The organism is Burkholderia sp. SIMBA_062, assembly GCF_046534765.1.
GTDB classification, from domain to species: Bacteria; Pseudomonadota; Gammaproteobacteria; order Burkholderiales; family Burkholderiaceae; genus Burkholderia; species Burkholderia ambifaria.
The window spans coordinates 76419-89307 of the sequence record NZ_JAWRYD010000024.1 but is presented as its reverse complement, the minus strand read 5'-3'; the positions used below and the strand labels follow the sequence as shown (position 1 = coordinate 89307).

Here is a 12889-nt window from a genome sequence, read left to right as displayed (position 1 = left end):
AAAAGGACCGTCACGATGAAGCTCGTCCGAAAGGCCAGGTTTTGCGGACCGCGAAATACGATAGACTCGTCGCCAGTCAATACGCCGCCCCGGCGTCTTCGTCTGTCATTCAGCCCATCGATGCGCTATTCGGTCGAAATCAGAAAGTTTCTCTACAGCCAGTACTTTTTCGGCGGCCTGCGGATCGCGGTCGGCGTGTCGCTGCCGGCCGTGCTGTGCCTGATCGTGTTTCACAACCGGGAGCTCGGCTTCACGATCTCGACCGGCGCGCTCGGCGCGTGCGTCGTCGACATGCCGGGCCCGCTGAAGTACAAGCACAACGAAATGCTCGCGTGCAGCGTGATCGGCTTCCTGGCCGCGCTCGCGACCGGCCTCGCCACGCCGAACATCTTCGGGCTGTGGCTGACGATCGTGCCGCTCACGTTCGTGCTGTCGCTGATCGTCGTCTACGGCAACCGCTGGCCGCAGATCAGCTTCGCGACGCTGTTCATGATGGTGATGACGCTCGAGGAGAATTTCACGCCGCTGCAGGCGTTCGTCAATGCGGGCTGGATTCTCGCGGGCGGCCTCTGGTACACGTACTGGGCGACGTTCGTGTCGCAATGGCAGGCGCGCCGGATCGAACAGCAGGCGCTCGCCGAAAGCCTGTTCGCATGCGCCGACTACCTGCTCGCGCGCGCGCAGTTCTACGATCTCGACGCCGATCTCGACGAGTGCTACCGCAACCTCGTCGCGAAGCAGATCACCGCGGTCGAAACGCAGGAAACCGCGCGCGACATCGTGCTGCGCAATCTGCCGAAGCTGCGTCGAGGCAAGCTCGATCCCGGGCGCGCGACGATGTACAACCTGTTCATCAACAGCGTCGACCTGCACGAGCTGTTCGTCGGTGCGCACACCGACTATCCGCTCGTGCGCAACACGTTCGGCGGCTCGGACCTGATCATCTTCTACCGCGACCTGATCCGCAAGGCAGCCGCCGATCTCGAGCAGATCGGCCTCGCGGTGCTCGAAAACCGCGCGCCGCATTCGCGAATCAGCGTGAAGGCCGAACTGCGCGCGATCGAGTACGAGATCGAGCTGATGCGCAAGAAGAACTTCCCGGCCAGCAATGCGGAAGCGTACGCGGCCGTGCTCGCGACGTTCCGGCGAATCTGGAGCGCGACGCGCCTGATCGACCGGATGCGCCGCAACCTGTCGGGCCATGCCGACCCGCAGCAGATGGAACTGAAGATCGACAAGGCGCTCACGCGCTTCCTGCAGCGGCGCCGAATGTCGCCGCTGCTGATCTTCTCGAACCTGAACATGCGCTCGCCGAGCTTTCGCCACGCGCTGCGCGTGACGATCGCGGTGGCGGTCGGCTTCTGGCTCGGCCGGCTACTGCCGCTCACGAACGCATACTGGATCGTGATGACGACCATCATCATCCTGAAGCCCGGCTACTCGCTCACCAAGCAGCGCAATGCGCAGCGTATCGTCGGCACGCTGATCGGCTGCGCGGCGAGCATCGCGCTGATCTATACGGTGAAGGAGCCGCACCTGCTGATCGCGATCATGTTCGGCTCGATGGTGATGAGCTACAGCCTGCTGCTGTTCAACTACGCGGCGAGCGTCGTGTTCACGTCGTCGTACGTGCTGCTGATGTTCCACCTGCTCGCGCCGGGCAGCATGCGGATCATCGGCGAGCGCGCGATCGACACGGTGGTCGGCTGCATGATCGCGATCGCCGCGAGCCGCCTGTTCCCGTACTGGGAATACCGGCTGATGGGCAAGCTCGTCACCGACATGCTGACGTCGACCCGCAAGTATTTCGAGGCCGTGTGGCGCGCCGGACGCGGCGCATCGCCGCCGCCCGTGCCGACCGCCGACGGCGCGGCGGTCGTGCCGGTCGTCGCCGCGGCGATCGAAGCGCCCACCACCGCCCTCGACGACGACTACCGCTACCGCCTCGCGCGCAAGGACGTGCACATCGCGTTCGCGAACCTCGGCCAGGCGTTCCAGCGGATGATGATCGAGCCGAAGGCGCACCAGCGCTTCGTGCCTGAGCTGAACGACCTGCTCGTGCAGACGCACGTGCTCGGCGCACAGATCACCGCCGCCGCGCCGCTGATCCGCAGCGCGTGCGCGGCCGACGAGACCCTCGTCCACGACGACGCGCTGCACCGCGGCCTGTCCGCCGTGCTGGAGAACCTCGAGAAGGCGGAAGCCGGCGAGCCGCCGCCGGCCGACCGGCTCGACGCGACGAAGCAGATCACGCGCGACCTCGACGCGATGGTCGTGTCCGCGGAAAAATCCGACGCGGTGGGCGCCGAGCTCACGCACGACCTGAAGGTGCTCGCGCACCAGTGCAAGCAGATGCTCGCGTCGTCGCTGCTGATCCGCAAGGACGCGAGCGTGATCCGCCTGCCCGCATGACGGCATGACGGCATGACGGCATGACGGCATGACATTGTTCCCGCCGCCGGCCGGCCGCGCATCCAAGCGGGCCAGCCGGCGGCGCTCCCCCGCTTCCCGCTTCCCCGCTCCCGCAATACCGTTCCGCAGTATGACCCGCCCGCCCCAGGCCGCCCGTGTGCGCGCCGCGCGACGGCCCCACCCGCGATTCAATCGGTGGCGCCAGTCAGGGAATACCCAATTCCGGTCACATGGCCGGGCTTGTTATCATTCGTTCACATTCAAGTTGTATAGACAACTTGAGCCGACCGGGCCGGCCCTGCTCCCCCGGTTCGTCGCATAACGATATCGGAGACTCGATGAAGAACCTGCAGCGCCATCTGAGCGCACGGCACATCCGCTTTCTCGCGCTGGGCTCGGCGATCGGCACCGGCCTGTTCTACGGCTCGGCGTCCGCGATCCAGCTCGCGGGCCCGGCGGTGATCCTGGCCTACATCCTGGGCGGCGCGGCCGTCTACATGGTGATGCGCGCGCTCGGCGAGATGGCCGTGCGCGAACCCATCGCCGGCTCGTTCGGCCACTACGCGACCGAAAACCTCGGCCCGTTCGCCGGCTTCGTCACCGGCTGGACCTACACGCTCGAAATGGTGATCGTCGCGATCGCCGACATCACCGCGTTCGGCATCTACATGAGCTTCTGGTTTCCGGATGTGCCGCAATGGATCTGGGTGCTCGGCGTCGTCGCGGTCATCTGCGGGCTGAACCTGTGCCACGTGAAGGTGTTCGGCGAGCTCGAATTCTGGCTGTCGATCATCAAGGTCGGCGCGATCGTCGCGATGATCGGCGGCGGCGTCGCAATCCTGCTGACCGGCATGCACTTCGGCCATTCGGCCGACGTGCCGACCTTCGCGAACCTGTGGAACCATGGCGGCTTCTTGCCGAACGGGATCGGCGGGCTGGTCGCCTCGCTGTCGGTCGTGATCTTCGCGTACGGCGGCATCGAGGTGATCGGGATGAGCGCCGGCGAGGCAAAGGATCCGGAGCGCGTGATTCCGCGGGCGATCAACGCGGTGCCCGCGCGCATCCTGCTGTTCTACGTGCTGACGATGGTCGTGCTGATGTCGATCAGCCCGTGGACCGGCGTCGGCAGCGACGGCAGCCCGTTCGTGCAGATCTTCTCCGCGCTCGGCGTGAAGTCGGCCGCGACGATCCTCAACCTCGTGGTGATCAGCGCGGCGATCTCTGCGATCAACAGCGACATCTTCGGCGCGGGCCGGATGATGTTCGGGATGGCGCGGCAGGGTCAGGCGCCGCGCGTGCTGATGACGACGTCGCGGCACGGCGTGCCGTGGGTCACGGTGCTCGTGATGGCCGGCGCGCTGCTGGTCGGCGTGGTGCTCAACTACCTGATGCCGAAGGACGTGTTCCTGGTGGTCGCGGCGATCGCGACGTTCGCGACCGTGTGGGTGTGGCTGATGATCCTGCTGTCGCAGGTCGCGATGCGCCGTCGCCTGTCGGGCGCGGAAGTCGCCGCGCTGAAGTTCAAGGTGCCGCTGTGGCCGGTCGCGCCCGCGCTGACGATCGCATTCATGGGCTTCGTGATCGTGATGCTCGGCGGGTTCGATGACACGCGCGTCGCGCTCTACGTCGGCGCGGGATGGCTCGTGCTGCTCGCGGTCGTGTTCTACGCACGGATCCGCCCGAAGTTCGCGCCCGCGTCACGTTGACGCACGACTGACCTTCCATGCGGCGCGCCGAGTCCGCGCCCGCATCTGTCCCGGCGCGGCGCGACGTACCGCGCGTCGCCTGCTGCTGCTCCTGCCGCTCCCGCTCCTCCCGCCGTTTCCGCACGTCGCTTGCGCCCAGCCCACCGGCCCTCAGCGATCATGCCCGCCGTGCCGGCGTCAGTGCGACGCAGCGCTCGCGGCCTCGGCCGGATGGGCCTCGTCGTACGCGTGCTTCTGCGAGATCGCGTTGTACGCGATCGTCCCGATCACGAGCAGCACGGCCACGACGATCAGGATGCTCACGTTGCGGACAGGGTTCTTCTTGCGCTGATCGTTCATGGTCGGTCCGGCTCCGTCGAATTCGTTGAAGCGGGCATTCTACGCGCTTGCGCCAGCGCCGCGACGCCCCGTTACACCCCCCTCCTTCCGCCTTCCGCGCAGCTTTCCGACACCTTTCATTTGATAATCATTCCCATTTCGATCTAGAATCCGAAATCTTTCGCTTTGTAATGTTTCGGGTCGCTCGGGCGGCAGGCACGCCCCGGAACGCCTCTTCGTCCGCCTGCCTCACCGGAGTCTCCATGTCGAATCCGCGCACCCGCCTGTTGCCGCTCGCCGGCGCCCTCGCCCTTGCCGCCGCCGCATTCGCGCCGCTGGCCCACGCCAACGAGGAAGTGAGCCTGTACACCACCCGCGAACCGAAGCTGATCCAGCCGCTGATCGACGCGTTCACGAAGCAGAGCGGCGTCAAGGTCAACACGGTATTCGTGAAGGACGGGCTGCTCGAGCGCGTGAAGGCGGAAGGCGCGCAGTCGCCGGCCGACGTGCTGATGACGGTCGACATCGGCAACCTGCTCGACCTCGTCGACGGCGGGCTCGCGCAACCGGTGCGCTCGAAGGTGCTCGACGACGCGATTCCCGCGAACCTGCGCGGCGCGCAAGGCGACTGGTACGCGCTGTCGCTGCGCGATCGCGTGCTCTATGTGGAGAAGGACCTGAAGGTCGACGCGTTCCGCTACGAGGATCTCGCCGATCCGAAATGGAAGGGCAAGGTCTGCATCCGCTCGGGGCAGCATCCGTACAACACGGCGCTCGTCGCGGCGATGATCGCGCACGACGGCGAAGCCGCGACCGAAAAGTGGCTGCGCGGCGTGAAGGCGAACCTCGCGCGCAAGGCGACGGGCGGCGACCGCGACGTCGCGCGCGACATTCTCGGCGGCATCTGCGATGTCGGCCTCGCCAACGCGTACTACGTCGGTCACATGAAGAACGCGGAGCCGGGCACCGATGCGCGCAAGTGGGGCGACGCGATCAAGGTCGTGCGCCCGACGTTCGCGAACGCGAAGAGCGGCGGCACGCACGTCAACATCAGCGGCGCGACGGTCGCGAAGCACTCGCCGAACAAGGCCAACGCGGTGAAGCTGCTCGAGTACCTCGTGTCGCCGCAAGCGCAGGCGCTGTATGCGCAGGCGAACTACGAATACCCGGTGCGCGCGAACGTGAAGCTCGATCCGGTGATCGCGAGCTTCGGCACGCTGAAGGTCGACCCGCTGCCGCTGGCCGACATCGCGAAGCACCGCAAGGCGGCCAGCCAGCTCGTCGACAAGGTCGGCTTTGACAACTGAGGCATCGTTCGTCCGCGCGCGCCGCCGGCCGTTGCGTTGGCGCGCGGGCAGCGTCTGGCTCGGCGCGGCCGTCGCGATCGCCGCGGCGGTCGCGGCGCCGCTCGCGGTGCTGGTCGCCGCCGCGTTCGGCGCCGATCTCGCGCACTGGAAGCATCTCGGCGCCTTCGTGCTGCCGCAGGCGCTCGCCAATACGCTGCTGCTGCTCGCGGGCGTCGGCGCGATCGTCACGGTGGTCGGAACCGGCTGCGCATGGCTCGTCACCGCGTACGACTTTCCCGGCCGCCGGATACTGACCTGGGCGCTGCTGCTGCCGCTCGCGGTGCCCACCTATATCGTCGCGTTCGCGTATCTCGACCTGCTCCACCCGATCGGCCCCGTGCAGGGCGCGATCCGCTGGCTGCTCGGCTTCGACAGCCCGCGCCAGTTCCGCCTGCCCGACCTGCGCTCGTTACCCGGTGCGATCTTCGTGCTCGGCTTCGTGCTGTATCCGTACGTGTACCTGAGCACCCGCGCGATGTTCGTCACGCAGTCCGCGAGCCTGCTCGAAGCCGCGCGCACGCTCGGCGCGGGACGCATCGCGACATTCTGGCGCGTCGTCGTGCCGCTCGCGCGGCCCGCGATCGCCGTCGGCGTGAGCCTCGCGCTGCTCGAAACGCTGAACGACATCGGCGCGTCGGAATTCCTCGGCGTGCAGACGCTGACCGTATCGGTCTACACGACGTGGATCACGCGCTCCGATCTCGCCGGCGCCGCGCAGATCGCGCTCGCGATGCTCGCGATCGTCGTCGGCATGATCGTGCTCGAACGCTATGGGCGCCGCCGCCAGCGCTACGCGCACGGCCGGCGCATGCGTCCGGTCGCGCCGCGCACGCTGACGGGCGCGGCCGCGTGGAGCGCCGCCGTGCTCGGCTGGCTGCCGGTACTCATCGGCTTCGGCGCGCCGGCCGCGTACCTCGCGGTCGAGACCGGCAAGCGGCTGCATCTCGTCGGTGGCGTGTCGGCGCAATTGCTGACCGGGCTCGCGAACACGCTGACGATCGCCGCCGCCGCGACCGTCACCACACTGGCCTGCGGGCTCGTCGTCGCATGGGCGGCACGCGCGCGGCGCGACAGCGCCCATGCGGGCCCGGCTCGCGTGTGTGCACGCATCGCTTGCCTCGGCTATGCGGTGCCGGGCACCGTGCTCGCCATCGGCCTGCTGATCCCGTTGGCGGCGGCCGACCGGCTGCTCGGCGCGGCGCTCGGCCGCGACGGGCTGCTGCTGATGGGTTCGGCGGCCGCGCTCGTGATCGCGTACACCGTGCGCTTTCTCGCGATCTCGACCGGCAGCATCGAAGCGGGCCTCGCGCGCATTCCGCCGTCGCTCGAACAGGCCGCGCGCTCGCTCGGCGAGACGGCCGGCGGCACGCTGCGCCGCGTGCACCTGCCGCTGCTGCGACCCGCGCTCACGACGAGCGCCCTGCTCGTCTTCGTCGACGCGATGAAGGAGCTGCCGGCGACCCTGCTGCTGCGCCCGCTGAATTTCGACACGCTCGCGACCTGGCTGTATGCGGAAGCCGCGCGCGGCACCTATGAGGAAGGCGCGGTCGCCGCGCTCGCGATCGTGCTGGCCGGGCTCGTGCCCGTGATCCTGCTCGCGCGCACCCGTCACAAGATCGGAGCCTGACATCGTGAACCTGCTTGAACTCGACGACCTCTGCGTCGCCTACGACACGCCGCATGGCCGCCGCACGGTGGTCGACGGGCTGAGCCTCGCGCTGCCGCGCGGCGACATCGGCTGCCTGCTCGGCGCATCGGGCTGTGGCAAGACCACCGTGCTGCGCGCGATCGCGGGCTTCGAGCCCGTGCGCATGGGGCGCATCGTGCTGGACGGCACGCCCGTCGCCGCGCCGTCGCTCGACGTGCCGCCCGAGCGGCGGCGCATCGGGATGATGTTCCAGGACTATGCGCTGTTTCCGCACCTGAGCGCGGCCGACAACGTCGCGTTCGGCCTGCGACGCGTGCCGAAGGCCGAACGGCGCACCCGCGTCGCGGACATGCTGGAGCTCGTCGGTCTCGCCGATGCGGGCAGCGCGTATCCGCACGAACTGTCGGGCGGCCAGCAGCAGCGCGTCGCGCTCGCCCGCGCGCTCGCGCCGTCGCCGGAGCTACTGCTGCTCGACGAGCCGTTCTCGAATCTCGACGTCGATACGCGCGAGCGGCTCGCGTTCGAACTGCGCGACATCCTGAAGCGCACGGGTCATACCGCGATCCTCGTCACGCACAACCAGGCGGAAGCGTTCGCGATCGCCGACCGGATCGGCGTGATGAAGGATGGCCGGCTCGCGCAATGGGACACGCCGTACGCGCTGCACCATCATCCGGCCAGCCCGTTCGTCGCGGAGTTCGTGCGCCGCGACGCGCTGGCGGACGAACGCGCCCGCGCACTGGCGCGCGGCCGCTGAGCGCGATGACGAGGACGGCGCGATCCGTGCGAGCCGCCGTACCGTGCTACGCCGGTTCGGACACATCGCGCACCGGCAGCGCGGTCGAATACTTGATCTGCTCCATCGCGAACGACGAGCTCACGTCGAACAGCGGCACCGCGCGGATCAGCTGCTTGTAGACGCGATCGTAATCGTCGATGCCGGCCACCACGACCCGCAGCAGATAGTCGGTCTCGCCGCTCATCCGGTACACCTCGACGACTTCCGGCATGTCGCGCACGGCCTGCGTGAAACGCTGCGCCCACTCCTCGGTGTGCTGGTTCGTGCGAATCGCGACGAACACGGTCGTGCCGACCCCGAGCTTGCGTGGGTCGCACAGCGCGACCTGCGCGCGGATCGCGCCGGTTTCCTTGAGCCGCTGCACGCGCTTCCAGCAGGGCGTCTGCGACAGGTTCACGCGCTGCGCGAGTTCCGCGATCGGCAATGTGGCATCTGCCTGCAACAGCTCCAGCAGCTTGCGATCGATGGCATCCATTTACCCAGTCCTTCGTAGATAGAAATTTTTTCTATGCATCGTGCATGACGGGGAACAATATGGAAACCGCTGCGCCGCGTCGACCGGGATAAATACCAATCAGCGACGGATACGCCCGCGATGCGCGCAATCCCGCGCACGCCTCCCTTTCGATGAGCGGCACCTCAAACGAAACAGGCGATCCCGCCCGTCAAGGTGGAATCGCCTGATGTCGTTGCGACCGCGTGGGCTGCCCGGCGCTTACGAAGGCTCACGGACGCTCACGGAGAATGCGGCACGCGCGCGCCGCCTCGCCGCGATGTCGCTCAATACGCGATCGTCGCGATCTCGCGCACGAAGCTGCCTTGCTCGAGCGCATCGACGAACGCGACCGCGTAGTCTTCCGCCGAGATCTTGCTGTTGCCCTGCGCATCCACGATCAGCTTGCCGGCGCCCGTGCGGAACGTGCCCGTGCGCTCGCCCGGCGCGATCATGGCGGCCGGCGCGAAGAACGTCCAGTCGAGATCACCGACCGTTTGCAGATAGTCGAGCGCATCGCGGTGCGCGAGCGCGACGGCCTTGTACGCGTCCGGGAAGCCTTCGGTGTCGACCAGCTGCTTGCCCGGCGCGACTTCGAGCGAACCGGCGCCGCCCACCACCACGAGCCGCTTCAGGCCGGCCTGACGCGTGCCGGCCACCAGCGCCTTTGCCGCCGCGACAACCTTCGCGGCATCGTCCTGCTTCGGACCGTACGCGCTCGCGACGACGTCGTGACCCGGCAGCGCGGCCGCGATGCTGGCCGCATCGAACAGGTCGGCCGCCTTCGCGACGATGCCGTCGGCGGATGCGCCCGGGTGACGCGACAGCGCGGTCACGCGATGGCCGCGGCGCGCGGCTTCCGCGGCGATGCGCGAACCGATCATCCCGGTGGCGCCAAACAGTGCGATGTTCAAGGTACGTTGCGTCATGTCGATTCTCCAGAAAGAAAAAGTAACTAAAGTGATTACATATAAGACCGAAAAAAAACGGAGCGAAACTCCGTCGTGCCGGCCGCCGCGCGTGCGCGCCGCCCGGCCTCCTGCCCTGCATCGTCCGTCGCCTGCGCTTACCCGCCGGCGCTTCCTGCGGGCCGACTGCGGTGCTCCGATTCGAGCACGTCGGCCGTGACGTCCGCGAGCGTGCGCGTGGCAAGCGATGCTTCCATCGCGCGCTGCGCGTCGCCGATGTAGTCGATCAGCACGCCCTGGATGTGCCGTCCGACGAGACACGCGGGATTCGGCGCTTCGCGATGGAGTGCGAACAACTGCGCATCGTCGACCGCTCGATACACGTCGAGCAGCGTGATCTCGCCCGGCTCGCGCGCCAGCAGCGCACCGCCGCCCGCGCCGAGCTGCGATGTGGTCAGCCCCGCGGCCGCCAGCATCGACAGCAGACGGCGAATCAGCGCCGGATTCGTGTTCACGCTGCCCGCGATGATGTCGGACGACAGCGGCACGCCTTCCTGCATCGACAGCAAGGCGAGCACGTGAACGGCAAACGCGAACCGGCTGCTGGTATTCATTCCTCACTCACCTGGCGACGCCGGCCGGCCCGAACGGCAGCCGGCGACAATGTGTAACCACTATAATTACATTTTACGGATTGTGCAAGTGCCGGGTTATTCGCCGCTGGCGGGCTTCGCGCCGGACGCATTCTGCTGGCTCCACTGCTGCAGCTTCTTGCCGGCCTCCGCCATTTTCGCGCCCGCTTCGGACGCCGCATGCGCGACGACCGCGGAAGCGGCCGCATCGAGCTGCGCCTGCGCGGCCGACGCGAGACCGCTCGCGGACAGCGGCGGCACGGCCGAGGCCGCGCTCGCGATGCCGGCCTTCGCGGCATTGAGCTGCTGGTTGACGGTGCTCGCCACCTGGTCGAGCGCCTTGGCCGCGCTGTTGGCGGCATCGGTGGCCGCGCTCGCGGCCGTATCGGCTTGCTGGGCCGGCGTGCCGGACTTCTCGCAGCCTGCGAGCAACAGCACCGCACCGACGGCCGCGGCCGCCAGCACGAACCCGGGCGCGCGACGCGCCCGCGAAGTGTTCATCTTCATCAGCAATCTCCGGCCGTGCGCCGCACGGCCTGAATGGTTGGACCGATGCCGATGATACCGCTTGTGGAACAGGGCCACTGACTACTCCCGATTAAAAATGCCTTTCAATTTCGGATTTGTCTGATTCAATCGGACGCGCGCCGACACTAAAGTGGGCAGCCTTCCATCCGCTGCGTCCGCTTCCCGCTTCTTCATGGCTTTCCTCATCGACTGGTTCATCGCGCTGGCCGCCGTGCTCGCCGCCACCCTGTTCCTGTGTCTTCGCTCGCCGTCCGCGACGCGCCTGCGTGCCGTCGGGCGTCCGCGCCGCGTGGCGTCCGCGCGCCTGCTCGCTCAAGCGGTGATCGGCTTCTGGACGGCCGCGCTGATCGTCGCGCAAGGCATCCTCGGCCCCGACGGCGACGGCCAGTCGCACGCGGGCGTCGTCGCACTCGCGTTCGCCGCACTCGGGCTCGCGGCCGTCGCCGCCTACTGGTGCGCGCGCGCGCTGCGACTGCGGCGGCCACGCACGCTGTTCGCGCGCCGGTGACGCGCCAGACCGGTGCACCGCGCCGCACCACGTCGCACCCCGCCGCGCGTCGCACGCACCAGTTACGCACACTTCGCACCACACGCGTGCACCCGCCGCGCGCCTTCCCCCGCATGCAGCCCGCCCCGCGACCGTGCATGCTTCACCGAAACACCGCACCGCGCGGCCTTTCGCACCATTTGCACGCAGCGATTCACCAAGTTGGCTCGATACTTGCGTTCCTCGCGCATTTTTTGCGCAAGGAAGCCACGGCATGGATGGTCTGAAATCCGGCGTCGATACACTGTTCCTGTTGATCGGCGCCGTCATGGTGCTCGCGATGCACGCGGGCTTTGCATTCCTCGAGCTCGGCACGGTCCGCAAGAAGAACCAGGTCAACGCGCTCGTGAAGATCCTGGTCGACTTCTCGGTGTCGACGCTCGCTTACTTCTTCATCGGCTACACGATCGCGTACGGCGTGGAGTTCTTCGACGACATCGGCACGCTGTCGCAGCACAACGGCTACGCGCTCGTGCGCTTCTTCTTCCTGCTGACGTTCGCGGCGGCCATCCCCGCGATCGTGTCCGGCGGCATCGCGGAGCGCGCGAAATTCAATCCGCAGCTCGTCGCGACCCTGATCATCGTCGGTTTCATCTATCCGTTCTTCGAAGGGATTGCATGGAACGACCGCTTCGGCGTGCAGGACTGGCTCACGCATGCGTTCGGCGCGCCGTTCCACGATTTCGCGGGCTCGGTCGTCGTGCACGCATTCGGCGGCTGGGTCGCACTGCCGGCCGTGCTGCTGCTCGGCGCACGCCACGGCCGCTATGCGAAGGACGGCCGGATCGCCGCGCATCCGCCGTCGAACATTCCGTTCCTCGCGCTCGGCGCGTGGGTGCTCGCGGTCGGCTGGTTCGGCTTCAACGTGATGAGCGCGCAGACACTCGACAAGATCAGCGGCCTGGTCGCCGTGAACTCGCTGATGGCGATGGTCGGCGGCACGCTCTCCGCGTGGATGGCCGGCCGCAACGACCCGGGCTTCACGTACAACGGCCCGCTCGCGGGCCTCGTCGCGGTCTGCGCGGGCTCCGACGTGATGCACCCGATCGGTGCGCTCGTCACGGGTGCCGCGGCCGGCGCGGTATTCGTCGCGATGTTCACCTGCGTGCAGAACAAATGGCGCATCGACGACGTGCTCGGCGTGTGGCCGTTGCACGGGATGTGCGGCGCGCTCGGCGGCCTCGCGGCCGGGGTGTTCGGGCAGCCCCTGTTCGGGGGCCTCGGTGGCGTGTCGTTCGTGTCGCAGCTCATCGGCACGCTGGGCGGCATCGCGATCGCAACGGCGGGCGGCACGCTCGTGTATGGCGCGCTGAAGGCGACGGTCGGGCTGCGCCTCGATCGTGAAGCCGAATTCGACGGCGCCGACCTGTCGATCCACCGCATCTCGGCGACGCCCGAGCGCGACTGAGCACCATCACGCACAAAACCGGCGTCCGGCAGCACACCTGACGGACGCCCGGCGCATCATTACGTTTTCGATTCAAAAAACTTTCATCTAGCATCCTTACACTTCGGTCCAGTTTTCAACTTGCCTTCGCATTGCTTGCCGAGA

The 12889-nt window shown here is 67.8% G+C and carries 12 protein-coding genes; 7 read left to right on the top strand and 5 right to left on the bottom strand.

Translation table 11 applies throughout. The annotated features are described in order from the left end of the window. Positions 1-120: 120 nt before the first annotated feature. Entirely contained in the window at positions 121-2412 is a 2292-nt protein-coding gene (locus tag SB786_RS24430) for an FUSC family protein (RefSeq protein WP_410729726.1), read from the top strand. 338 nt (positions 2413-2750) lie between these two features. Beyond that, positions 2751-4118 carry an amino acid permease gene (locus SB786_RS24425; protein WP_410729724.1) on the top strand — a complete coding sequence of 456 codons (1368 nt, stop codon included), beginning with the start codon at positions 2751-2753 and terminating at the stop codon, positions 4116-4118. A gap of 177 nt (positions 4119-4295) precedes the next feature. Here SB786_RS24425 and SB786_RS24420 read toward each other — a convergent pair whose 3' ends face one another. Further along, entirely contained in the window at positions 4296-4457 is a 162-nt protein-coding gene (locus SB786_RS24420) for a hypothetical protein (RefSeq protein ID WP_006754390.1), read from the bottom strand. 242 nt (positions 4458-4699) lie between these two features. Here SB786_RS24420 and SB786_RS24415 point away from each other — a divergent pair, with 242 nt between their 5' ends. From SB786_RS24415 to SB786_RS24405, 3 genes are read left to right on the top strand one after another with little or no spacing between them, the layout of a single operon-like run. Continuing rightward, positions 4700-5743, top strand: a complete 1044-nt coding sequence (locus SB786_RS24415; RefSeq protein WP_410729723.1) for a Fe(3+) ABC transporter substrate-binding protein — start codon at positions 4700-4702, stop codon at positions 5741-5743. Next, entirely contained in the window at positions 5733-7409 is a 1677-nt protein-coding gene (locus SB786_RS24410) for an ABC transporter permease (protein ID WP_410729721.1), read from the top strand. Before SB786_RS24415 ends, SB786_RS24410 begins: the two co-directional genes overlap by 11 nt. Before the next feature lie 4 nt (positions 7410-7413). Next, a complete protein-coding gene (locus SB786_RS24405) occupies positions 7414-8187 on the top strand; it encodes an ABC transporter ATP-binding protein (protein ID WP_410729720.1) in 774 nt (257 codons plus the stop codon). A gap of 46 nt (positions 8188-8233) precedes the next feature. On the opposite strand, the gene SB786_RS24400 is transcribed toward SB786_RS24405, so the two are convergent. From SB786_RS24400 to SB786_RS24385, 4 genes are all read right to left on the bottom strand, one after another. Beyond that, complete coding sequence (locus SB786_RS24400) at positions 8234-8704, bottom strand: Lrp/AsnC family transcriptional regulator (RefSeq protein WP_006762379.1); 471 nt, start codon at positions 8702-8704, stop codon at positions 8234-8236. Between the two features lie 305 nt (positions 8705-9009). Beyond that, positions 9010-9651 carry an NAD(P)-dependent oxidoreductase gene (locus tag SB786_RS24395; RefSeq protein ID WP_410729719.1) on the bottom strand — a complete coding sequence of 214 codons (642 nt, stop codon included), beginning with the start codon at positions 9649-9651 and terminating at the stop codon, positions 9010-9012. A 137-nt stretch (positions 9652-9788) separates the two neighbouring features. Then, positions 9789-10244: an Rrf2 family transcriptional regulator gene (locus SB786_RS24390; RefSeq protein ID WP_006762377.1), complete on the bottom strand. Its 456-nt coding sequence runs from the start codon at positions 10242-10244 to the stop codon at positions 9789-9791. Positions 10245-10340: 96 nt separating this feature from the next. After that, complete coding sequence (locus SB786_RS24385) at positions 10341-10769, bottom strand: hypothetical protein (protein ID WP_410729718.1); 429 nt, start codon at positions 10767-10769, stop codon at positions 10341-10343. 193 nt (positions 10770-10962) lie between these two features. Between SB786_RS24385 and SB786_RS24380 the strand changes: the two genes are divergently transcribed. Together SB786_RS24380 and SB786_RS24375 are read left to right on the top strand one after the other, a co-directional pair. After that, positions 10963-11298, top strand: a complete 336-nt coding sequence (locus SB786_RS24380) for a hypothetical protein (protein WP_410729717.1) — start codon at positions 10963-10965, stop codon at positions 11296-11298. Positions 11299-11551: 253 nt separating this feature from the next. After that, positions 11552-12745, top strand: coding sequence for an ammonium transporter (locus SB786_RS24375; protein WP_410729716.1), 1194 nt, complete (start codon positions 11552-11554; stop codon positions 12743-12745). The last annotated feature ends 144 nt before the right edge of the window (positions 12746-12889 follow it).